The organism is Terrabacter sp. 2TAF16, assembly GCF_052115065.1.
In the GTDB taxonomy this organism is placed as follows: Bacteria; Actinomycetota; Actinomycetes; order Actinomycetales; family Dermatophilaceae; genus Terrabacter.
Map to the genome: position 1 here is coordinate 34,714 of NZ_JBFRFZ010000011.1, position 21,977 is coordinate 56,690.

Sequence of the window (21,977 nt, forward strand, 5' to 3'; positions counted from 1 at the left end):
GATGATCGAGCGTCCCCGTCGCCTGCGCCAGACCCCCGTCCTGCGATCCCTCGTCGCCGAGACCCGGCTGCACCCGCGTGACCTCGTGCTGCCCGTCTTCGTCGGCGAGGGCCTGACGGAGCCGCGCTCGATCACGAGCATGCCGGGCGTCGACCAGCACACGCTCGAGAGCGTCGTCGAGGTCGCCCACCGCTGCGTCGCGGCCGGACTCGGCGGGATCATGCTCTTCGGGGTGCCGCAGGAGAAGGACGCGACCGGCTCGGGCGCCGTCGACCCCGACGGCATCCTCAACGTCGCCCTGCGCGCCGTCCGCGACGCCGTCGGTGACGACCTCGTCGTCATGGCCGACACGTGCCTCGACGAGTTCACCGACCACGGACACTGCGGCGTGCTCGACGAGCACGGTCGCGTCGACAACGACGCCACCAATCTCCTCTACGCCGAGATGGCCGTCGCGCAGGCTCGCGCGGGCGCCCACGTCGTGGCGCCCTCCGGGATGATGGACGGGCAGGTCGCCGTCATCCGCGAGGCGCTCGACGCCGAGGGCCTCACCGACACCGTGATCCTCGCCTACTCCGCCAAGTACGCCTCGGCCTTCTTCGGGCCCTTCCGCGAGGCCGTCCAGTCGAGCCTGCAGGGCGACCGCCGCACCTACCAGCAGGACCCGGCCAACATCGTGGAGTCCCTCCGCGAGATCGACCTCGACATCGCCGAGGGCGCCGACATGGTCATGGTCAAGCCGGCGATGTCCTATCTCGACGTCGTCGCGGCCGCTGCCGAGCGGGCGTCGGTGCCGGTCGTGGCCTACCAGGTGTCGGGCGAGTACTCCATGATCCACGCGGCCGCGGCCAACGGCTGGATCGACCTCCGGGGCGCCGCGATCGAGTCCCTCACCTCGATCCGCCGCGCCGGTGCGCAGGTCGTGCTGACGTACTTCGCGCTCGACGTGGCCGAATGGACCGCCTGACACCACTACCATCTGTGCAATCGCAGGAGGTTGACATGTCAGGTACAGGGGATGACGGCGTGCGGTGGCTCAGTGACGCCGAGCAGGCGTCGTGGCGGGCCATCCTGCGCGGCACGAGGCTGCTCGAGCGCGCGCTCGACGACGCGCTCGGCGACGCCGGGTTGCAGCTGAGCGAGTACGAGATCATCTCGATGCTCTCCGAGAGCCCGAACCACCGGCTCCGGATGTCCGAGCTCGCGGCCATGGTCGTCCAGTCGCGCAGCCGGCTGACGCACACGGCCAAGCGGCTCGAGGACCGCGGCTGGGTGACGCGCGAGCAGTGCTCCGACGACAAGCGCGGCGTCGAGCTCGTCCTGACGACCGGTGGTCTGGCTGCGGTCGGCGACATCGCGCGCGTCCACGTGCAGAGCGTGCGCGCCAACCTCGTCGACATCATGACGCCGACGCAGTTCACGGCGATCGGCGACGCCATGGCCATCGTGCGTGACCACCTCGACCCGAACGGCACGAGCGGCCACTGACGACCCGGCGGGGCGCACCCAGCATCGGTTGAGAGACTGGGTGCATGAGTTCGCAGCCCGTCACCGTCCAGACGACCACCGACGCCCCGGCGTCCGCCGCGCTCCTCGCCCGGGCCAGCGAGGTGATCCCCGGTGGGGTCAACTCGCCGGTGCGCGCCTTCCGGGCGGTCGGCGGCACGCCGCGCTTCATGGCGAGCGGGACCGGTCCGTGGCTGACCGACGTCGACGGCAAGCGCTACGTCGACCTCATCTGCTCGTGGGGCCCGATGATCCTCGGCCACGCGCATCCCGACGTCCTCGCCGCCGTGACCGAGGCGGCTGCTCGCGGCTTCTCGTTCGGCACGCCCAGCGAGAACGAGGTGCGCCTCGCCGAGGAGATCGTCCGGCGGGTCGAGCCCGTCGAGCAGGTGCGTCTCGTCAACTCCGGCACCGAGGCGACGATGTCGGCCATCCGCCTCGCCCGCGGCTTCACCGGCCGCGACGTCATCGTCAAGTTCGCCGGCTGCTACCACGGTCACGTCGACGCCCTCCTCGCCTCGGCGGGCTCGGGCGTCGCGACCTTCGCCCTCCCCGACTCCGCCGGTGTGCCGCGCTCGAGCGCCGGCGAGACGATCGTCCTGCCCTACAACGACGTCCCGGCCCTCGAGGCCGCGTTCGCCGAGCGCGGCCACGAGATCGCCGCCGTCATCACCGAGGCCGCGGCCGGCAACATGGGCGTCGTCCCGCCGGCTCCCGGCTTCACCGAGGCACTGCTCCGAGTCACCAGGGCGCACGGCGCGCTCCTCGTCTCCGACGAGGTGATGACCGGCTTCCGGTGCAGCGCCTCGGGCTTCTACGGCCTCGAGGGACCTTATGCCGCAGGGGCGCCCGACCTCTTCACCTTCGGCAAGGTGATGGGCGGCGGCTTCCCGACCGCGGCCTTCGGCGGTCGTGCCGACGTCATGGCGCTCCTCGCGCCGCAGGGGCCCGTCTACCAAGCCGGCACCCTGTCCGGTAACCCCGTCGCCTCCGCTGCCGGCCTCGCGACGCTCCAGGGCTGCACGCCTGCCGTGTACGAGCGCCTCGACGTCGTCTCGCACGCGATCGCCGACGCCGTCGCGAGCGAGCTCTCCGCGGCCTCGGTGCCGCACACGATCCAGTGGGCCGGCTCGATGTTCTCGGTCTTCTTCCGCGACGGGGCCGTCGCCAACTACGACGACGCCAGGGACCAGGACAGCGACGCCTTCCGCCGGTTCTTCCACTCGATGCTGAGCCAGGGCGTGCACCTCCCGCCGAGCGCCTTCGAGTCGTGGTTCGTCTCGGCCTCGCACGACGACGAAGCCGTCGACCACGTGCTCGCGGCCCTACCGGCCGCAGCGCGGGCCGCCGCGACCTCGGACTGACCTGCGGACCGCCGACCCGGCGCTTCGCGCGACCCCGGTTCGAGGTGATCGCGGCCGCCACGGGGCAGCCGCGATCACCTCGAACCGGCGTGGGGACGGGGCGACACGGCATACGGCAGCGGGGATTGTGGGCTCGACCCACGAGGAGGACGCTGGTCGGTGACGGCGGCGCCGTCGGGGTGCCGCCCCGACCGAGGGAGGTGGGGTCGTGCACGCACGCTCCACGACGGTCCTGGGCCGTCCCGGCATGATCGAGAGCGGCATCGCACACGTGCAGGACGTGGTGATGCCGCAGGTCAGGGCGATGGACGGCTGCGTCGGCCTGTCCATGGTCGCCGACCGCGTCAGCGGCCAGTGCATCGTCACGACGGCCTGGCGTGACGATGCCGCGATGCGCGCCACCGCCGACACCGTCGTCCCGCTGCGACGGCAGGCGGCCGACCTGCTCGGCGGAGAGGCCACCGTCGAGGAGTGGGAGATCGCCTACCTCCACCGTGACCACCGCGTGGCCGACGGCTGCGCCGCCCGGGTGACGTGGACCGACGGCGACCCGGCCATGGTCGACCGGATGCTCGAGGCCTTCCGGATGGGCATCATGCCGCGGGTCGAGCAGCTCGAGGGCTTCTGCAGCGCCAGCCTCTTCGTCGACCGGGCCGCGGGACGGACGTGCGTCACCGCGACGTACGACTCACCGCAGGCGATGATGGCGACCCGCAACGCGGCGATGGGCCTGCGGGCCGACCTCGTGCAGGAGACCGGCATGAGGATCACCCAGATCGGCGAGTTCTCCCTCGCCATCGCGCACCTCGACGTGCCCGAGCTCGTCTGACGCCGGTCGTCCGGGCGCTAGTGGACGGCGGCGAGGAGCACCCCGACGCCGACGAAGAGCCCGCCGAAGACGCGGTTGAGCGTGCGCTGGCCCGACTCGCGCTGGGTCAGCCGCCCCAGCCCGCGTGCCGCCGCGGCGAAGAAGAACCACATGACGATGACGTCGATGGCGATCACCGTCGCGGCGAGCACGGCGTACTGCGGCAGCAGGGGCTGCTCCGGCCGGATGAACTGCGGCGTGAACGCGAGGAAGAAGACGACGGCCTTCGGGTTGGTGAGGTTGACGAGCAGACCGCGGCGGAACATCGACCACGCCGGCTCCCGCTGCACCTCACCCACCCGTGCCGCCGCGGCGCGCGACCGGAACTGGCGGATCCCGAGGTAGACGAGGTAGGCGGCGCCGGCATACCGGATGAGGTTGAAGAGCACCGGTGAGCCCGCGACGAGGACGCCGACGCCGGCGGCCACGACGGCGATGTGGGCGAGCAGCGCGACCTGCTGGCCGAGGATGCCCCAGATCGAGCGGGTCCAGCCGGACCCGAGCGAGTTGGCCATCGTGTTGACGGCGCCGGCCCCGGGGGTGAAGGAGATGAGCGCGCCCGTCGCGACGAGCGTCAGCCAGAGTGACCACGACACGTCACGGAGTGTAGGTCGGCCCCCGTCCGTGGCGCCGGTCGTCCCACGGACGGCGTGACCTCGGCCACGGGTGTCGGGGACCGCCACCGACGGCGTACGCGTGGGGCCGCGTCAGCGGGGCACCGCTCGGTGTCGCTGCACGTCACAGGGGGTGCACAGGCTCGGGTGCGGATTCGGTCCTGAGCACGACGTTTGAGAGACTGTCGCCCATGGGTGAGAGCACGAGCGGGGTGGCGCCGGGCGCCGACGACCTCACGGTCGTGCACCTCATGCGACACGGTGAGGTCCACAACCCCGACGGCGTGCTCTACGGGCGCCTCGACGGCTTCCACCTCTCCGATCTCGGCCGGGAGATGGCGTGTCTCGTCGCGGCCCACCTCCGAGCCAACGACATCACCCACGTCGTCGCCTCACCGCTCGAACGCGCCCAGGAGACCGCGGCCCCCATCGCGGCCGACCACGACGTCGAGATCGCCACCGACGCACGCGTCATCGAGTCCGAGAACCAGTTCGAGGGCCGGTCGGTCAGCCCCAAGGACCTGCTTCACCCGCGCAACTGGCACCTCTTCCGCGACATCACGAAGCCCTCCTGGGGCGAGCCCTACGAGGACATCGCGACCCGCATGCTCGCGGCCGTCGCCGACGCGCGCGACGCCGCCCGCGGACACGAGGCCGTCGTCGTGAGCCACCAGCTGCCGGTCTGGACCGTGCGCAACAAGCTCGAGGGACGGCGCCTCTGGCACGACCCGCGCAAGCGCGAGTGCACGCTCGCCTCGCTGACGTCGCTGACCTACCGGGGCGACGAGCTCGCCTCGATCACGTACTCCGAGCCGGCCGCCGAGCTGCTCGCGAGGGCGAGCAAGAGCGTGGGCGCCTGATGGACCACCTCGACCGACGCACCGCACTGCGGTGGGGCGCCGTGGCCATGGCCGGGGGCCTCGTGACGTTCGCGGCCGCCTGCTCGTCCGACCCGAACTCCGTTGCGGACCAAGCCCGCTCGGGTGACCGCAAGGGCTACGTCGCCGGCGACGGCTCCATCGAGCAGCTGCCCGCCACCGACCGCGGCGAGCCGGTGAAGCTCGACGGCACGACCCTCGAGGGCAAGCCGTGGAGCAGCGCCGAGCGCGCCGGCACGGTCCTCGTCGTCAACGTCTGGGGCTCGTGGTGCCCACCCTGCATCGAGGAGACGCCCGCGCTGCAGAAGGCCTGGGAGACCGTGCAGTCGAAGGGCAAGAAGGTCGAGTTCATCGGCCTCGACAAGCTCGAGGGCCCCGAGACCGGGCTCGCCTTCCAGACCGCCAACAAGGTGACCTACCCGTCGCTGGCCTACGACGGCGGCGTCCCGATCCTCTCCCTCCAGGGCAAGGCCTCCGCCACCCCGACGACGCTCGTGCTCGACCACCAGGCCCGCATCGCGGCGCGTGTCTCCGGTCCTGTCTCGACGACGACCCTGCTCGGCCTCATCGACGACGTCCTCGCCGAGAAGGCCTGAGGTCCTCGTGGGTACCGAGCTCGCCTCCGGGTCACTCCTCGCCGCGGGGCTCGTCGCCCTCGTGGCCGGGTTCGTCTCGTTCGCCTCACCGTGCGTGCTGCCTCTCGTGCCCGGCTTCCTCGGCTACGTCACCGGTCTGTCCGACGTGTCGCTCGAGAAGCGGTCGCGCGGGCGGCTCGTCGTCGGGGCGCTGCTCTTCGTCCTCGGCTTCACGGTCGTCTTCCTCATCGCGGCCGCTGCCGTTTCTGCCGTCGGCCTCGCCTTCCGCGAGCACCAGAGCGCGCTGCTGCGCGTCGGCGGTGCCGTGGTCCTGCTCATGGGTCTGCTCTTCCTCGGGCTCGGCCGCTCGTATGCCGCCCCGGTGAGCTGGCGACCGCGTGCCGGACTCGCGGGAGCACCGTTGCTCGGCGCCGCCTTCGCCATCGGCTGGTCGCCGTGCATGGGCCCGACGCTCGGGGCCATCCAGGCCATGGCTGCTCCGATCTCGGCCGAGTCCGGCTCGATCGGACGCGGCCTCGCGCTCGCCGCCGTCTACTCGATCGGGCTGGGTCTGCCGTTCGTGCTCATGGCGGCGCTGTGGGAGCGCGCCGGCACGGCGAGCGACTGGCTGCGTCGGCACCGCCGCGCCCTCCAGAACGTCGGCGGCCTGCTCCTCGTCGCCGTGGGCCTGCTCATGCTGACCGGGGTCTGGGAGGACGTCATCGTCTGGCTCCAGGTGCGGCTCGTCAACGGCTTCCGGGTGGCGATCTGACATGAGCACCGACACCGACCCCGCCACCGGCGAGGCCACCGCCACGGCCGACACGTCCGTCGACGCGGCCGCAACCCGGAAGGCCACGGCCGGCGCGACGCCCAGCGACGGCATACGCACGGGGATGCGTCCCGACCGCCAGGAGCGGACGCTTCCCACCCTCGGCGCGATCGGGATGCTCCGCTGGGGCTGGCGCCAGCTGACGAGCATGCGCACGGCGCTCTTCCTGCTCCTGCTGCTCTCCATCGCCGCAGTCCCGGGCTCGATCTTCCCGCAACGCAACATCGACGCCGGCCGGGTCGCCGACTACATCGCCCAGAACCCGACGAGCTCGCCGTGGCTCGACAAGCTCGGCTTCTTCGACGTCTACGCGTCGCCGTGGTTCTCGGCGATCTACCTGCTGCTCTTCGTCTCCCTCGTCGGCTGCATCGTGCCGCGCACGAAGGTGCACCTGTCGGCCCTGCGCTCGCGGCCGCCGCGCGCCCCCGCCCGGCTCAAGCGTCTCGACGAGCACGCCGAGATCACGACGACCCTCTCGCCCGACGAGGCGCTTTCGGCTGCGCGGGCCGTGTTGAAGCGCAAGCGGTTCCGGCTGCACTCGCACGACGCGACGAGCGTCTCCGCCGAGTCCGGCTACCTCCGCGAGACCGGCAACCTGCTCTTCCACCTGGCCCTGACCGGCATCATCATCGGCATGGCGGTCGGCCACCTGCTCGGCTGGCGCGGCGACATCATCCTCGCCGAGGGCGACAAGTTCGCGTCGTCCGCGGGCACCTACAACACCATCTCGCCCGGCCCGTGGGTCGACACCGAGACGCTGCCGCCCTTCGTCCTCTCGCTCGACAAGCTCCACGTCGAGTTCAACGAGACGCCCGGCCGCTCGTTCGGCACGCCGCGCCTCTTCGACGCGCAGACGACGCTGCAGAGCTCGCCCGGGGGCTCGAAGAACAGCGAGAACGTCTCGGTCAACCACCCGATCACCGTCGACGGCGCCGACATCTTCCTGCTCGGCAACGGCTACACGCCCGTCATCACGGTCAAGGACGCCAAGGGCTCCGTGCTCTACCGTGAGGCGACGCCGTTCCTGCCGCAGGACGGCAACTACCGCTCGGTCGGCGTCATCAAGGTGCCGTCGGCCTCGCCGAAGCAGCTCGGCTTCACCGGCTTCTTCCTGCCGACCGCCGAGCCGAGCTTCACCAACGGGCCGGTGTCGATCTTCCCCGACACCAACAACCCCGAGGTGGCGCTCTCGGTCTGGGAGGGCAACCTCTTCCCGGGCGGTGCGCCGCAGTCGGTCTACACGCTCAACACCGACGAGATGAAGCAGGTCACCAAGGCCGACGGCTCGCCCGCACTGATCCGCCTCAAGCCCGGCCAGAGCTACCAGCTCCCGGGCGACCGCGGCTCGATCACCTTCGACAGCGTCAAGCGCTTCGCCGGCCTGTCCGTGCGCACCGACCCCGGCGCCCCGATCAGCCTCGTCAGCGCGATCCTCGCGACGCTCGGCCTGATCCTCGGCCTCACGATCAAGCGCCGCCGCGTCTTCGTCCGCGTGCGGCCGGCCCCGGCCGCCACGGGCGACGGCCCCGACGGCAGCACGCTTGACAGCCCTGCCGGCGCCGACGGGCGACCGGCTACCGTGGTCACCATCGGTGGCCTCTCGAAGGACTCCGACCCCGGGCTCGCCGCGATCGTCTCCGCGATCACGACCGGCGTGCACGACCGCCTTGCAGAACGGACCGACCGCTCGTGAACCTCGCAGCCAACGCCAACGCCGCGCTCTACGCGTCGATGATCGTCTACACGCTCGCCATGCTCGCCTTCACCTGGCACCTGGCCGCGCGAGCACCGAAGGTGGCCGACTCGAAGGCCGCCGCCGGGGTCGCCGCCAACGAGCGCGAGGGCGTCCTCGTCGGTGCCGGCGCACCCACGCCGGCCGAGCGTCGTCCCACGACGCCCGGAGCCGGCGCGAAGCGCCGAAATGCCGCCGGGCCGGGATTCGAGGAGAGCCTCAAGAGCCGCCAGCGCGGCAGCATCGCCCTGATGCTCACCTACCTCGCGTCGGCGCTGCTCGTCGCGTCGGTGCTCATGCGCGGCCTCGCCGTTGGGCGCCCGCCGTGGGGCAACATGTTCGAGTTCGCGACGGCCGCCACGGCGGCGGTCGGTGCCGCCTACTGCGTGCTCGCCAAGCGCAACAACTGGCAGTGGCTCGGCGTCTTCATCGTCACGCCCATCCTCCTCGTCCTCGGTCTCGCCCTGACGGTGCTCTACACCGAGGCCGGCGAGCTCATGCCGGCCCTCAAGTCCTACTGGCTCGGCATCCACGTCTCCGTGGCCTTCCTCGCCGTCGCCTTCTTCACGCTGGCCTTCGCGGTCGGCCTGCTCTACCTCGTGCGCCTGCGCCGTGAGGAGAAGCCGCCGGCCAAGCCGAACTTCATCGAGTCGCTGCCGTCGTCCGCCTCGCTCGAGCGGACGGCATACAGCCTCAACATGGTGGCCTTCATCCTCTGGACGTTCACGCTCATCGCGGGAGCCATCTGGGCCAAGCAGGCCTGGGGCGCCTACTGGCAGTGGGACCCCAAGGAGGTCTGGACCTTCGTCATCTGGACGGTCTACGCCGCCTACATGCACGGCCGCGCGACGGCCGGGGTCGACCACCGCAAGTCGATGTACATCGCGCTCGCTGGCTACGTCGCCGTCATCATCAACTTCACGCTGGTCAACCTCGTCTCGACCTTCGTGGGCATGCACAACTACTCGGGCATGTGACGGTGATCTGACATGGTCCGCTACTCCCTGCTCCGCATCCTCATCTTCTTCGGGTTCCTCTTCCTCTTCTGGCTCATCGGCCTGCGCAACAACCCCGTGCTCCTGCTCGGTGCCTCGGCGATCGCCTCGGCGGCCGCGTCCTACATCCTGCTGCGCGGCATGCGCGACGAGATCACGGCCAAGCTCGTCGAGCGCCACGAGGCGAAGCTCGAGGCGAAGCACGCGGTCGACCCGACGAGCGACGAGTTCGCCGAAGACCTCGAGGACGAGCGTCCGCTCCGTGACACCGACACCACGGGCGTTTCGGCCACCGAGGACCCCCGCAACGCCGACCGCTGAGCGCCGCCCATCCACTCGAGTGAGCGCCCAACCACAGCCGAGTGAGTACGCCGTCACACCGGTCCCACGATCGTGTGACGGAGCGCTCACTCGAGTGTGACGGAGCGCTCACTCGAGTGGGTCAGGTGGGGAGGCCGAGGCGGGTGGCGATGCGGGTGGCCGTGGCCGTGGCGTCGTCCCCGACGCCGAAGAGCAGGGACGAGCGGCGCCGGCGCAGGAAGTGGACGCCGACGAAGTGCAGGTCGGGCGCCACGACGCTCTCGCCGTCGGCGTGCACGGGGAACCCCTGCTCGTCGACGAGCCCGGGGACGTCGACCCACTCGGTGTAGCGCGACCGGAAGCCCGTGGCCACGACGACCGCTCCGAAGCCGCGCAGGTCGAGCTCGGTGGGCGCCGACGTGTCGAGAGGTCCTGGCTCGGGGATCTCGGGCGCCGGCACGCCGCGGTCCCGGCACCCGGCGACGATGGTGTCGCGCACGAACCCGAACCCGGCGTCGCCCGCCGCGATGACCTCGGGCAGGTCGGGCGCGAAGCGCGCCGTGTGGCCGTCGATGTCGACGAGGTGTCCCACGAGGCGCACCCCGAGCGCGGCGAGCGTCCGGTAGTGCAGGTCGTGACCGCCGCCGGCGCCGCTCGCCTGGACGTTGGCGCCGTGCCGCGCCGCAGGGCTCGGCAGCTGGTCGGGCGTCTGCTCGTAGAAGCTCGAGTCCATCAGCCACTCGAAGAGGTCGCGGCCGCCGACCCGCCGCAGGAACCACGGCGCCCGGCCGCACGCCATGACGACGTCACGCCCCAACAGCGCGAGCTCCTCGGCGATCTGGCACGCGCTCTGTCCGCTGCCCACGACGAGCACCGGGCCGTCGGGCAGCGCGCCCGGGTTCCGGTAGCCGAGCACGTCGATGCACGGCACGTCCGGCGAGAGACCGGCGACCGCTGCCGGTCGGAGTGGCTGCTGGTAGGCGCCCGTCGCCACGACGACGATGCGGCTGCGGATCGTGTCGTCGTCGGTGCGCAGCTCGAACGCGCCGTGGCGTCTCCAGAGCCCGTGCACGGGGACCCCTTGTCGCACCCGACCGAGCCGGCCGGCATACGCCTGCAGGTGCCCGGCCACCTCCGTGCGGGTCATGAAGCCGCCGGGGTCGTCGCCGTCGTAGGCGGCGCCCGGCAGGCGGACGGTGTGGTTGGGGCCGACGAGGGTGAAGCTGTCCCACCGGCCGAGCCACGACGACCCGGGCACGCTCGCCTCGAGGACGGCGTGCTCGACGCCGCGCTGGTCGAGCTCGTGGCTCGTCGCGAGGCCCGCCTGCCCGGCCCCGATGACGACGACGTCGATCTCCTCGGACACGCGTCCACCGTGGCACCGGGACGTGGCTCCCGTCAGCCGAATGCCGAGGTATGCCGTCGCCCCCGGTCGCGAGGGATCACCTCGACCCGGTGCGGCTCAGCGGCTCAGCGGCTCGGCGGTTCAGCGGCTCAGCGGTTCACCGGGTCAGACGCGGCCGAGCGCCAGGCCGACGGCGAGCAGCAGCGACCAGGCGAGCTGGAACTGCCCCGTGCCGGCCAGGGCCGGGATGAGGCCGGGCCCCGTGGCGCGCCCGACGACGGCCTGCATCGGCCGCACGACGAGCGGCGCCGCGAGGAGCGCGAGCAGGGCCCACGGCGAGGTGAGCGAGGCGAGGCCCGTCATGACGAAGGCGACGGCGATCAGCGCGACGTAGAAGGCCCGGGTCCCTGACTCGCCCATCCGCACGGCGAGCGTGCGCTTGCCGTGCTCGCGGTCGGTGGGGATGTCGCGCAGGTTGTTGGCGACGAGGATCGCCGAGGCGAGCGACCCGACGCCGATGGCGCCCCACCAGCCGGCGGCGGTCGGCGGGGTCATCGTCGCCATGGTGCCGAGGGTCGCGACGAGCCCGAAGAAGACGAAGACGAAGACCTCGCCGAGGCCGAGATAGCCGTAGGGCCGCGTGCCGCCGGTGTAGTACCAGGCCGCGACGATCGCGGCCGCGCCGATCGGGATCATGATCCACAGCTCCGACAGCCCGACGAGCGCGAGTCCCATGAGCGCGGCGAAGAAGAAGCACGCGAAGGCCGCGATCTTGACCGAGCGGGGTGCGGCGAGCCGCTGGCCCACGAGCCGCACCGGCCCGACGCGCACCTCGTCGGTGCCGCGGATGCCGTCGGAGTAGTCGTTGGCGAAGTTGACCCCGACCTGCAGGGCCAGGGCGACGACGAGGGCGAGGACGGCATACGCCCAGACGACGTGACCGGTCTGGTAGGCGGCGCCGGTGCCGACGAGGATGGGCGAGACGGCGGCGGGCAGCGTGCGGGGGCGAGCGCCCTCGATCCACTGGGACAGGGTGGCCATGGAGTTCCGGGGGGTCCTTCTACAGCTTGCGGAGGAAGTCGGGGTCGTCGTCGGGGCCCATCGGGCCTCGGGGCCCGGGTGGGCGGCGGCCGGGCCCGCGCGACGCGGGACCGGGTCCGCCCCGGGCGTCGCTGCGCCCGGCGACGAGCCAGAAGACCGGGCCGAGCACGGGCACGAGCACCGCGAGCAGCCAGACGGTCTTGGGCATGATCCGCACGAGCCGACGATCGGTCTGGAGGCAGTCGACCAGCGCGTAGATCGTGGCGAAGACGACGAGGGCGATCAGCACGACGCGCAGCACGGCGACCTCCTTCGGCGACGGGTGGGACACCCCCATCTTGCCACCGCTCAGGCGAGGCCCTGCACGGCGCGTCGGATGGCGGCCCGATCGGGTTTGCCGGGGCCCCGCTGGGGGATCTCGGCGAGCACGAGGACCCGTCGCGGCAGGGCCGCGTCCGGGAGGATGCCGCGCAGTCTCTCGCGGACGGCGCGAGTCGTCAGGTGGCCGGTCGGGTCGACGAGCGTCACTGCGGCACAGACGGCCTCGCCCCACTCGGGGTCGGGAAGGCCGAGCACGACGACGTCGAGGACGTCGTCGAGGTGCCGGGTCATGGCGTCCTCGACGACACCGGGGTTGATCTTGAGGCCGCCCGTGTTGATGACGTCGTCGGCGCGTCCGTCGATGACGAGCAGCCCGTCGTCGTCGAAGTGGCCGAGGTCGTCGGTGCGGAACCACCGGACGCCGTCGGGGTCGACGGCGAAGGCGTCACGGCTGAGGCGTGCCTCGCCGAGGTAGCCGTGTGCGACGGTGTCGCCGCCGAGCACGACGTGCCGGTCGTTGTCGACGTGGACCCTGCTGACGGGCAGCGGGATGCCGTCGTAGACGCAGCCGCCGGCGGTCTCGCTCATGCCGTACGTGAGGCTCAGCGCGACGCCGAGCGAGCGACAGCGCTCGACGAGGGCCGGCGGCGTGGCCGCGCCGCCGACGAGCACCCCGTCGAAGGTGCGCAGGGCGTCGAGCCCGACGGGGTCGTCGACGAGACGGGTCAGCTGCGTCGGCACGAGCGCGGTGTAGCGGCGGGGTGCCGCGCTCGTGGGCCGCACCAGGGCCGCGGCCTCCGCGAAGGCCGCGACCGAGAAGCCGTCGCGCAGGTCGAGCACCTCCGGTGTGACACCCGAGGCGAGCGACCGGAGCAGGACCTGGAGTCCCGCGACGTGGTGGGCCGGCATGGCGAGCAGCCACGCGCCGCTGCCACCGAGCACCTGGTGGGTGGCCCACGCCGACCGCTCGAGGGCGTCCGCCGTCAGCAGCGCGCGCTTGGGCCGGCCGGTCGAGCCCGACGTGCCGATCGCGACCGCGAGACCGTCGGGGAGCTCGGCCGGGTCGTGGGACGGCACGGTCGGCGGCGGGGTGTCGGCGGCATACGGCAGCACGGGGGAGCGGCCGGTCAGGGCCGCGTCGAGGGCGTGCAGCACGTCGAGGACGGCGGGTCCGGCGGGGACCGCCAGCGGGCGGGGGGACGGCGCGGCCATCAGGCACGTCTCGCTCTCGGGGGTGCGGTGGGGGCGGCGCGCCGGCGCTGGCGCGCGGCCATGGCGACGGTCCAGACGAGCGCGACCGCGCAGACGGGGAAGCCGACGTAGGGGTTGAGCGGGAGCACGATGCCGAGGGTGCCGCCGACGACCCACAGCACCTGCAGCATCGTCTCGGACCAGGCGAAGACCGACGTGCGGACGTTCTCGGGGACCTCGCGCTGCACGAGCGCGTCGAAGCCCAGCTTGGACAGCTGCGCCGACATGCCCTGGACGAAGCCGAGCACGACGAGCGTCCACACGCCGTACCAGATGCCCGTCGCGACGCAGCAGACCGTCGCGGCGAGGACCGACACCATGGCGATGCGCTCGGGCCGCTGGTCGCGCACGACGTTGCCGACGACGCTGCCCATGCCGTTGCCGACGCCGATGGCGACCGCGATGAACGCGAGGACGAGCTCGCCGCGGATGCCGTCGATGGGGTGCTCCTTGGCGAGGAAGGCCATGAAGAGGATGAGGAAGCCGGTGAGCACCCGGGTGCCACCCGTCGACCACATCGCGTGCATCACCGGCCAGGGGATCGCCTGCTTGCGCCGGCGGAAGCGGCCCAGCGGCCCGAGCGAGTCGACGGTGAGCGCGTCGCCGTCCGAGGACGTATGCCGCCGGGCCGGGTCGTCGCCCCAGCCGCGCCGGGTGCCGCGGAGCGAGCCGGCCCCCGGCGCGCTCGGGTCGTCGTGGGCGCCGCGCACCGGGATCGGTGTCGTGTCCTCGATGGAGACCTCGCCGAGCGAGCTGTCGACACGCGCCGGGAGGCGGATCGCCTGGACGGTGGCAACGACGAAGACGACGAAGCCGACGCGGAGGGCCCAGGACGGTCCGGCGAGCATCGCCACCCCGCCCAGGGCGCCCCCGATGACCGCACCGACGACTCCGGCCATCGAGACCCGGGAGTTGGCCTTGACGAGGGTCGTGCCCGGCGGCAGGAGCCGCGGGACGGCTGCCGCGCGCGTGATGGTGTAGGCCCGCGAGGCGACGAGGCACCCGAGCGCAGCCGGGAAGAGCCAGCCGCTGTCGTGGGTGATGGCCTCGGCGAGCACCCAGCAGAGGAAGGCCCGGACGGCGAGCGTCGTGCCGATGGCCCAGCGCCGGCCGTGCGAGAAGCGGTCGAGGAGCGGCCCGATGAGCGGCGCGACGAGGACGAAGGGCACCATCGTCAGCAGCAGGAACGTCGCGACGTCGCCACGGGCCTGGGCTGTCTGCGGGTTGAAGAAGAGGGTGCCGGCGAGGGCCAGCGTCATGATCGTGTCGCCCGCGGTGTGGCTCGCGTGCAGCTCGGTCATCCGGGCCAGACCGCTCTCGCCGGCCCCGCCGGAGTGGGTGTACGCATGCGCCTTGGCGGCAGCGAAGCGACCCGAGCGTGCGGTCAGGCGAGCGGTGCCGGTGGCGGCCCGTCCGAGCCCGCGCCCGACGGCGCGCGTCGCGTTGGCCGCGGTCGTGCGCGGTGGCTGGCGGAAGTCCGCGGGCCGGCCGCCCTCGGGCACGTCCGGGGTCTCGGGTGCGGGAGGGGGAGCGGCCGATCCGTCGGTCCCGTGCGGGGCGCCTGCTGCGGCGCGACCACGTGGCGCGGAACCGGGCGCACGACGGCCAGGGCTGGCGCGGCGGTCGTCGCTCGGTTCCACTCCAACATCCTGCCCTGTCCCGCTGGCCGGTGGGCGACCGACACCGGCTTCGCCGCGGCAGGGCCGTCCGTCCTCCGGAATGCCGGCGTCCACGCCGCCGCTGCGCCCTTCCGCGTGGTTACCCTCAGGTCGTGACGACCGTGCCGGACGAGGGACTGGCGGGGACCGGGGCCGGGGCCCGACGGCGCCCTCGCGCGCGGTTCACCGTCGTGCTCGGGGTCCTCTGGCTCGTCGTGCCGCTCGTGCTCTTCCTGCTCGACCACACCGTCCTGCTGGCCGGCAACCCGGCTCAGGTCATCGCGCTCGCGGCGAGCGGTCTCATCGGCGTCGTGCTCCTCGTGCGGGACCGCTCGGAGCCGGACCCGCGACGTCGGACCGCACGACCGGTGCTCCGTGTCGTCGGCCGGGTGGCCGGGGTCCTGGTCACGGTCGTCGTGCTCGGGGCGCTCGTCTGGCTGCGGCCCTTCGGGGCGACCCCCGAGGCCGTGGCCGCGATGTCCGGCAGCGCCGACGTCCGCGTCATGGACGCGCCGGCCCACATCGTCATCGCGCCGACGAGCGGCACGCCGACCCGCGGCCTGATCTTCCAGCCGGGCGCCCGCGTCGATCCGCGCGCCTACGTGCCGATGCTGTCGGAGGTGAGCCGGCAGGGGGTCATCGTCTTCATCGTCAAGCAGCCGTTCGGCATCGGCTTCCTTGCCACGACGGCGCCCCACGCCTTCATCGACCGTCATCCCGAGGTGACGTCGTGGACGATCGCCGGGCACAGCCTCGGCGGCGTCGTCGCCGCCGGGTTCGCCCACGACCACCCCGGCGTCGTCAAGGGACTCGTGCTCTGGGCGTCCTACCCGGTCGACTCCATGGCCGAGCGCACCGACCTCGCCGTCGCCTCGGTGAGCGGCACCCGCGACGGCTTCACGACGCCCGCCGACATCGCGGCCAGCCGGCCGCTCCTGCCCGGCGACACGGCATACACCGCCGTCACGGGGGCCGTGCACTCCTACTTCGGTGACTACGGCGACCAGCCCGGGGACGGCACCCCGACGGTCAGCCGGGCCGAGGCGCAGCGCCAGATCGTGGCCGCCACCGTCGCCCTGGTCGACGGGCTCTGAGCGTCAGAAGTACCAGGGGAAGGGCGACCAGTCGGGCTCGCGCTTCTCGAGGAACTGGTCGCGGCCCTCGACGGCCTCGTCGGTCATGTAGGCCAGACGGGTCGCCTCGCCGGCGAAGACCTGCTGGCCCATGAGCCCGTCGTCGGTGAGGTTGAAGGCGAACTTGAGCATCCGCTGCGCCTGCGGGCTCTTGCCCATGATCTCCGTCGCGACCTGCAGGGCCTCGCGCTCGAGGTCGGCGTGGTCGGCGACGATGTTGACGGCGCCCATCCGCTGCATGTCCTCGGCGGAGTAGGTGCGCCCGAGGAGGAAGATCTCGCGGGCGAACTTCTGGCCGACCATCTTGGCGAGGTAGGCGCTGCCGTAGCCGGCGTCGAACGAGCCGACGTCGGCGTCGGTCTGCTTGAAGCGGGCCTGCTCGCGGCTCGCGATCGTCAGGTCGCACACGACGTGGAGGGAGTGCCCGCCGCCGGCCGCCCAGCCGTTCACGACGGCGATGACGACCTTGGGCATGGTGCGGATGAGCCGCTGCACCTCGAGGATGTGGAGGCGCCCTCCCTGGGCCTTCGTGCGGGCCGCGTCGACGGTGTCGGCCGTCTCGCCCTCGGCGTACTGGTAGCCGGAGCGCCCGCGGATGCGCTGGTCGCCGCCCGAGCAGAAGGCCCACTTGCCGTCCTTGGGGCTCGGGCCGTTGCCGGTGAGCAGGACGACGCCGACGTCGGGCGTCATGCGGGCGTGGTCGAGCGCGCGGTAGAGCTCGTCGACGGTGTGCGGGCGGAAGGCGTTGAGCACCTCGGGACGGTCGAAGGCGATGCGGACGACCCCCGACTCCGCGTGGGGGCGTCCGGCCACGGGCCGGCGCCGGTGGTAGGTGATGTCGGTCAGGTCGAAGCCCTCGACGGGTGCCCACTCGCTCGGGTCGAAGGTCTCGGACACGGCGCTCTGGCCCGGCTCGCTGCTCACGGACCGACCCTATCGGCGGGGTTAGGGTCGGCCGTATGCCGATCCCTCCCTACGTCTCCCACCTGCGCACCATGGTCGGCACGGAGCTGCTCTGGATGCCCGGGGTCACGGCGGTCGTGCTCCGCCCGGGCGTTGACGGCGCCGACGAGGTGCTGCTCGTCAAGCGGTCGGACAACGGCGCGTGGACACCGGTCACCGGCATCGTGGACCCGGGCGAGGACCCGCACGTCACCGCCGTCCGGGAGGTCGAGGAGGAGGCGTGCGTCGTCGCCGAGGTCGAGCGGCTCGTCTGGGTCTCGGCGAGCGGCGTCGTGACGCACGTCAACGGCGACCTCGGGCAGTACCTCGACCACACCTTCCGGTGCCGCTGGGTCTCGGGCGAGCCCCGACCGGGTGACGACGAGTCGACCGACGCGCGGTTCTTCCCCCTCGATGCCCTGCCGCAGATGCGCCAGGTCTTCCGCGACCGCATCGCCGTGGCCGTCGACGACCCGCGCGACGTCGTCCTCGGCCCCCTCTCCCACTCGAGTGAGCGCCCCGCCCCAGTCGAGTGAGCGCCCCGTCCCAGCCGGCGGAGGTGACATCTGTCAGGGGGAGGCGCTGACAGAGGGACCGGGTCCGTCGGGCTTCGCGGGCCTACCGTCGAGGGAGTACGGGGCCGACCGGTCCCGCGGACGGAGGAGACCGACGTGTTCTCGCCACGCAACCTCATCATCGCCGGAGTCGTGCTCATCGCCGTCGCGCTCGGTGCGTCGGGTCACGGCCTCTGGTGGCTCTTCGGGCTCTTCTGGGTGCTGCCGCACGCCTCCGGTCGCACTCGCGGCCACGCCTGTGGCAGTCGGGCCCGTCGCTCCCACGACCGCGGGCTCCCGCACGACGACCACGCCCCGACGCAGCCGGTCCCGGCGCAGCCCGACCCGACGCAGGACCGGCACGAGGCCTTCCCGGCCCGCTGAGCTCCGTCGGTGATGATGGAGGCATGACGACGCTGCCTTCTGCCGACGAGCTCCTCGCCCGGGCCCACGTCGTCGCCCTGCCGATGCGGGTGCGCTTCCGCGGCGTCGACGTGCGCGAGGCCCTGCTCCTCGAAGGGCCCTCGGGCTGGGGTGAGTTCAGCCCTTTCGTCGAGTACGCCGATCGCGAGTCCGCGCGCTGGCTGTCCGCGGCCCTCGAGGCGGCGTATGCCGTGTGGCCCGCTCCCGTGCGCGACGCCGTGGCCGTCAACGCGACCGTGCCGGCCGTCGGCCCCGACCGGGTGCCGGAGGTCCTCGCGCGCTTCGACGGGTGCACGACGGCGAAGGTCAAGGTCGCCGAGCGCGGCCAGACGCTCGACGACGACGTCGACCGGGTCGCGGCCGTCCGGTCCGCGATGGGTCCCTCGGCGCGCATCCGGGTCGATGCCAACGGAGGGTGGGACGTCGCGACCGCCACGGCGGCGCTGCGGCGGCTCACGGCATACGACCTGGAGTACGCCGAGCAGCCCTGTGCCAGCGTCGAGGAGCTCGTCGAGCTACGAACCGCCTTGGCACGCAACGGGATCGACGCGCTCATCGCGGCCGACGAGTCGATCCGCAAGGCCGAGGACCCGATCCGTGTGGCCCGGCTCGGTGCCGCGGACCTCGTCGTCGTCAAGGTCGCACCCCTCGGTGGTGTGGCGTCGGCGCTCGGTGTCGTCGAGGCGTGCGGGCTGCCCGCCGTCGTGTCGTCGGCGCTCGACACGAGCGTCGGCATCGCTGCGGGGGTGGCCCTCGCCGCGGCGCTCCCGTCGCTCGACCACGCCTGCGGCCTCGGCACGGTGGGTCTCTTCGAGCGCGACGTCTCGGCGGACCCGTGGCGTCCGTCGGGCGGTCTCCTGGGGGTCGGTCGTGCCGTGGCCGACCCCGACGCGCTTGCGGACCTCGCGGCTCCGCCTGACCGGCAGCAGTGGTGGCGTGACCGGCTCGTGCGCTGCCACACCGTGCTCGCCGAGGGAAGCCCCCGATGATCCAGGCCTGCCTCAACGGTGACCGCACCCGCGGCCAGCACCGCACGGTGCCGCAGACGCCCGACGAGCTCGCCCGCGCCGCGACCGACGCCGTGGCGGCGGGTGCCTTCATGGTTCACGTGCACCCGCGTGACGAGTCCGGCCGCGAGACGCTCGAGACCCGGCACGTCGTCGACGCCGTCAGCGCCATCCGGGCTGCGACGCCGGGGCTCCGCGTCAGCGTCTCGACGCGCGACGGCATCGTCGACAGCGCCCGCCGCAAGCTCGCCCACGTGTCGGAGTGGCCGTCGCCAGACCTCGGCGGCCCGGACTGTGCGAGCGTCAACTGGCACGAGGAGGGCGCGGTGGACGTCGCGGCAGCCCTGCGCGACAACGGATCCGGCGTCGAGGCGGGGATCTGGACGCCCATGGCGGCCAGCCGCTACGTGGGGACGAACTGGCCCTGGCAGGTCGAGCGGGTGCTCGTCGAGCTCATCCCGGGTGTGACCCCCGGCTCCGACGGGCCGTGGGCGGCCGAGCGCATCCTCGCGGCGCTCGGGATGTCGCCGGTGCCGGTCCTCGTGCACGGCGAGGGGCGCTGGACCTGGCGGGTGCTGCGCTGGGCGCAGGCTGCGGGCTACGACGTGCGCATCGGCCTCGAGGACACCGTCCACCTGTCCGACGGGCGGGAGGCGCGTGACAGCGCCGACCTCGTCGCGGCGGCGGTGCGCTCCGAGCCGGGCACACCGTCCCAGTGGCCGGTCCCCGACGCCCCGGGCTGACCCGACGCCCGTCCGGTCAGCGGCGGTCGTCGCGGTGGGGCGCGACCTGCTGAGCCAGCTCGCGCAGCCAGGCGGCCTCGGCCCGGCGGTCGGCCCGAGAGACGGGGACCTCGAGGACTCTGGTGCCAGAGGGGGACTCGGCGAGCGCCGCGGCAAGCCGACCGAGGTCGTCGACGCGTTCGTATGCCGTGTGGTGCGCAGCACACAACGCCTCGAGGTCGGTGCCGTGCGGGGTCGCGAAGACGCGCTCGAAGGCACTCGCATAGCGACGGTCGCCCTGCTCGAGGGTGCTGAAGATCGCGCCCCCGTCGTCGCTGAGCACGACGAAGGTGAGGTCGGGCCGCCGCTGACCGCGACCCGTGAGCAGGCCGTTCGTGTCGTGGAGGAAGGTCAGGTCGCCGAGGTAGGCGATGCTGCGCGCGGCTCGTGGGCGACCGAGGGCGACGCCGACGGCCGTCGAGACCATGCCGTCGATGCCGGCGAGACCACGGTTGCCGACGACGAAGCGGTGCTCGAGCGGCGTCCACGGTGTGGCCATGACATCGAGGTCGCGGACGGGGTTCGACGAGCCGACGACGAGCGTCGTGTCGGCGGCGACCGCGGCGCCCACGACAGCCGCGACGGCGAGTGGCGACAGGCCGCCGTCCCCGGGGGCTCGTGACGGATCTCCCTCGGGCGCAACGAGTCCCGCGTCGATGAGGGCGCCGAGTCGCTGGTCGGCGTCACGCCAGGCGTCGAACCAGGCCGGGTCGTCGGCGGCCTCGACCCGCGGCACGACGTCGAGCACGCGCGCCACCCGGCCCGGGTCGGTGGCCACGCCGTCACGAGCTCGGACGGAGAGGACCTCGAGGCCCGGGTCGCTGATGAGGCTCGTGACGGGGCGGGACAGGGTTGGGTGGCCGACGACGACGACGCGCTCGACGTCCCCGCGCAGGTCGGTGGTGAGCAGCAGCCGTCCGGTGCGCAGGGCCTGCCGGCCGATGCGCGCCCCCGAGGTGGGCTCCGCGACGAGCGGCCAGCCCGCGGCCTCGGCGAGCAGGCGTGCGGCCGGTCCGGCGTCGTCACCCGCGACGACGACCGTGCGCGGCCCGAGCGGCAGCACCTCGCCGTCGGTCGGCGCCGACACCGACGGCTCGACGCCCCGTCCGGCCCGGTCCCCGCGCGCACCCTCCGCCGGGGCGGGGTTGTGGCGGGGTTCGGCTGCGGTTTCGTGTCGGAGGTCCGCCGGGGCGGGGTTGTGGTGGGGTTCGGCTGCGGTTTCGTGTCGGAGGTCCGCCGGGGCGGAGTTGGTGAGGTCGGTCGAGGCGAGGAGGGAGGGCGCAGCGGCGTCGTGCCCGGGGCGCTGCCACCACGTGTCGGGGTCGGCGTCCGAGGGCAGCAGGTCGCCGTCGAGCTGGACGTTGAGCTGGGTCGGTCCGGGCCGCGAGCACGCCTGTGCCACGAGGCCAGCCAGCTCGTCGTCGGGCGTGGCCGCCGTCAGGTCGTGGCACGGCGCAAAGGTGCCGAAGATGCCGACCTGGTCGGTCGTCTGGTTGGCGCCCGTTCCGCGCAGGCGTTCGGGCCGATCGGCACTGACGACGACGACCCGGCGCCCCGTGTGGTGCGCCTCCATGACCGCCGGGAGCAGGTTGCCGACGGCAGTGCCCGACGTCGTGACGACGGCGACCGGTCGGCGTGACCCGGTGGCGAGACCGAGCGCGAGGAAGCCCGCGGACCGCTCGTCGACGCGCACGTGCAGGCGCAGGTCGCCGGCCCGGTCGGCCGCGTCGAGGGCGAGGGCGAAGGGTGCCGATCGCGACCCCGGGGCGAGCACGACGTCGCGCACCCCGCCGAGCCACAGCTGCTGGAGCACGTGCAGCGCGACCTCAGGCGCACTCCGACGAGCGGTCACCGTC

General features: G+C 72.9%; 23 protein-coding genes. 15 read left to right on the forward strand and 8 right to left on the reverse strand.

Going from position 1 to position 21,977, the window contains the following annotated elements:
* Position 1: 1 nt before the first annotated feature.
* The 4 genes from hemB (at position 2) to AB4Z14_RS16740 (ending at position 3,699) form a co-directional block, all read left to right on the forward strand.
* Positions 2–967 (forward strand): porphobilinogen synthase, encoded by a 966-nt coding sequence (gene hemB, locus AB4Z14_RS16725; RefSeq protein ID WP_442276183.1) that lies wholly within the window; start codon positions 2–4, stop codon positions 965–967.
* A gap of 35 nt (positions 968–1,002) precedes the next feature.
* Positions 1,003–1,488 carry a MarR family winged helix-turn-helix transcriptional regulator gene (locus AB4Z14_RS16730; protein WP_442276184.1) on the forward strand — a complete coding sequence of 162 codons (486 nt, stop codon included), beginning with the start codon at positions 1,003–1,005 and terminating at the stop codon, positions 1,486–1,488.
* A 44-nt stretch (positions 1,489–1,532) separates the two neighbouring features.
* Positions 1,533–2,870 (forward strand): glutamate-1-semialdehyde 2,1-aminomutase, encoded by a 1,338-nt coding sequence (gene hemL, locus AB4Z14_RS16735; protein ID WP_442276185.1) that lies wholly within the window; start codon positions 1,533–1,535, stop codon positions 2,868–2,870.
* Positions 2,871–3,078: 208 nt separating this feature from the next.
* Positions 3,079–3,699, forward strand: a complete 621-nt coding sequence (locus tag AB4Z14_RS16740; protein WP_442276186.1) for a hypothetical protein — start codon at positions 3,079–3,081, stop codon at positions 3,697–3,699.
* A gap of 17 nt (positions 3,700–3,716) precedes the next feature.
* Here AB4Z14_RS16740 and AB4Z14_RS16745 read toward each other — a convergent pair whose 3' ends face one another.
* Positions 3,717–4,334, reverse strand: a complete 618-nt coding sequence (locus tag AB4Z14_RS16745) for a LysE family transporter (RefSeq protein ID WP_056773467.1) — start codon at positions 4,332–4,334, stop codon at positions 3,717–3,719.
* Between the two features lie 209 nt (positions 4,335–4,543).
* Here AB4Z14_RS16745 and AB4Z14_RS16750 point away from each other — a divergent pair, with 209 nt between their 5' ends.
* Genes AB4Z14_RS16750 through AB4Z14_RS16775 form a run of 6 tightly spaced genes read left to right on the forward strand, consistent with a single transcriptional unit; the run spans position 4,544 to position 9,685 of the window.
* Positions 4,544–5,212: a histidine phosphatase family protein gene (locus AB4Z14_RS16750; RefSeq protein ID WP_442276187.1), complete on the forward strand. Its 669-nt coding sequence runs from the start codon at positions 4,544–4,546 to the stop codon at positions 5,210–5,212.
* The gene (locus AB4Z14_RS16755) at positions 5,212–5,826 is read left to right on the forward strand and encodes a TlpA family protein disulfide reductase (protein WP_056826401.1); all 615 of its coding nucleotides are present in this window, start codon (positions 5,212–5,214) and stop codon (positions 5,824–5,826) included. The genes AB4Z14_RS16750 and AB4Z14_RS16755 overlap by 1 nt, the downstream gene beginning before the upstream one ends.
* A 7-nt stretch (positions 5,827–5,833) precedes the next feature.
* Positions 5,834–6,577, forward strand: coding sequence for a cytochrome c biogenesis CcdA family protein (locus tag AB4Z14_RS16760; RefSeq protein WP_056773456.1), 744 nt, complete (start codon positions 5,834–5,836; stop codon positions 6,575–6,577).
* A gap of 1 nt (position 6,578) precedes the next feature.
* Positions 6,579–8,330, forward strand: a complete 1,752-nt coding sequence (gene resB / locus AB4Z14_RS16765) for a cytochrome c biogenesis protein ResB (protein ID WP_442276188.1) — start codon at positions 6,579–6,581, stop codon at positions 8,328–8,330.
* Positions 8,327–9,346 (forward strand): c-type cytochrome biogenesis protein CcsB, encoded by a 1,020-nt coding sequence (gene ccsB / locus AB4Z14_RS16770; RefSeq protein WP_442276189.1) that lies wholly within the window; start codon positions 8,327–8,329, stop codon positions 9,344–9,346. The genes resB and ccsB overlap by 4 nt, the downstream gene beginning before the upstream one ends.
* 12 nt (positions 9,347–9,358) lie before the next feature.
* Complete coding sequence (locus AB4Z14_RS16775) at positions 9,359–9,685, forward strand: DUF4229 domain-containing protein (RefSeq protein ID WP_442276190.1); 327 nt, start codon at positions 9,359–9,361, stop codon at positions 9,683–9,685.
* Between the two features lie 121 nt (positions 9,686–9,806).
* On the opposite strand, the gene AB4Z14_RS16780 is transcribed toward AB4Z14_RS16775, so the two are convergent.
* The 5 genes from AB4Z14_RS16780 to AB4Z14_RS16800 all read right to left on the reverse strand — a co-directional run bounded on the left by AB4Z14_RS16780 (position 9,807) and on the right by AB4Z14_RS16800 (position 15,124).
* The gene (locus tag AB4Z14_RS16780) at positions 9,807–11,030 is read right to left on the reverse strand and encodes a flavin-containing monooxygenase (RefSeq protein WP_442276191.1); all 1,224 of its coding nucleotides are present in this window, start codon (positions 11,028–11,030) and stop codon (positions 9,807–9,809) included.
* Positions 11,031–11,174: 144 nt separating this feature from the next.
* The gene (locus AB4Z14_RS16785; RefSeq protein WP_056826396.1) at positions 11,175–12,050 is read right to left on the reverse strand and encodes a 1,4-dihydroxy-2-naphthoate polyprenyltransferase; all 876 of its coding nucleotides are present in this window, start codon (positions 12,048–12,050) and stop codon (positions 11,175–11,177) included.
* Between the two features lie 19 nt (positions 12,051–12,069).
* On the reverse strand, positions 12,070–12,387 hold the full coding sequence (locus AB4Z14_RS16790) for a PLD nuclease N-terminal domain-containing protein (RefSeq protein ID WP_020145031.1): 318 nt from the start codon (positions 12,385–12,387) through the stop codon (positions 12,070–12,072).
* A gap of 11 nt (positions 12,388–12,398) precedes the next feature.
* Positions 12,399–13,583, reverse strand: coding sequence for an o-succinylbenzoate--CoA ligase (gene menE, locus AB4Z14_RS16795; protein WP_442276192.1), 1,185 nt, complete (start codon positions 13,581–13,583; stop codon positions 12,399–12,401).
* Positions 13,583–15,124, reverse strand: coding sequence for an MFS transporter (locus AB4Z14_RS16800; RefSeq protein ID WP_442276193.1), 1,542 nt, complete (start codon positions 15,122–15,124; stop codon positions 13,583–13,585). Before AB4Z14_RS16800 ends, menE begins: the two co-directional genes overlap by 1 nt.
* 269 nt (positions 15,125–15,393) lie before the next feature.
* Here AB4Z14_RS16800 and AB4Z14_RS16805 point away from each other — a divergent pair, with 269 nt between their 5' ends.
* Positions 15,394–16,374, forward strand: a complete 981-nt coding sequence (locus AB4Z14_RS16805) for an alpha/beta hydrolase (RefSeq protein WP_442276194.1) — start codon at positions 15,394–15,396, stop codon at positions 16,372–16,374.
* A gap of 3 nt (positions 16,375–16,377) precedes the next feature.
* Here the strand turns inward: AB4Z14_RS16805 and AB4Z14_RS16810 are convergent, their stop codons facing one another.
* Complete coding sequence (locus AB4Z14_RS16810) at positions 16,378–17,337, reverse strand: 1,4-dihydroxy-2-naphthoyl-CoA synthase (protein WP_442276195.1); 960 nt, start codon at positions 17,335–17,337, stop codon at positions 16,378–16,380.
* A gap of 35 nt (positions 17,338–17,372) precedes the next feature.
* Between AB4Z14_RS16810 and AB4Z14_RS16815 the strand changes: the two genes are divergently transcribed.
* The 4 genes from AB4Z14_RS16815 to AB4Z14_RS16830 all read left to right on the forward strand — a co-directional run bounded on the left by AB4Z14_RS16815 (position 17,373) and on the right by AB4Z14_RS16830 (position 20,082).
* The gene (locus AB4Z14_RS16815) at positions 17,373–17,891 is read left to right on the forward strand and encodes an NUDIX hydrolase (protein ID WP_442276196.1); all 519 of its coding nucleotides are present in this window, start codon (positions 17,373–17,375) and stop codon (positions 17,889–17,891) included.
* 135 nt (positions 17,892–18,026) lie between these two features.
* Complete coding sequence (locus AB4Z14_RS16820) at positions 18,027–18,293, forward strand: hypothetical protein (protein ID WP_442276197.1); 267 nt, start codon at positions 18,027–18,029, stop codon at positions 18,291–18,293.
* Positions 18,294–18,316: 23 nt separating this feature from the next.
* Entirely contained in the window at positions 18,317–19,321 is a 1,005-nt protein-coding gene (locus AB4Z14_RS16825; RefSeq protein WP_442276198.1) for an o-succinylbenzoate synthase, read from the forward strand.
* Complete coding sequence (locus AB4Z14_RS16830) at positions 19,318–20,082, forward strand: 3-keto-5-aminohexanoate cleavage protein (protein WP_442276199.1); 765 nt, start codon at positions 19,318–19,320, stop codon at positions 20,080–20,082. Before AB4Z14_RS16825 ends, AB4Z14_RS16830 begins: the two co-directional genes overlap by 4 nt.
* A 16-nt stretch (positions 20,083–20,098) precedes the next feature.
* Here the strand turns inward: AB4Z14_RS16830 and menD are convergent, their stop codons facing one another.
* The gene (menD, locus tag AB4Z14_RS16835) at positions 20,099–21,973 is read right to left on the reverse strand and encodes a 2-succinyl-5-enolpyruvyl-6-hydroxy-3-cyclohexene-1-carboxylate synthase (RefSeq protein ID WP_442276200.1); all 1,875 of its coding nucleotides are present in this window, start codon (positions 21,971–21,973) and stop codon (positions 20,099–20,101) included.
* Positions 21,974–21,977 lie beyond the last annotated feature (4 nt).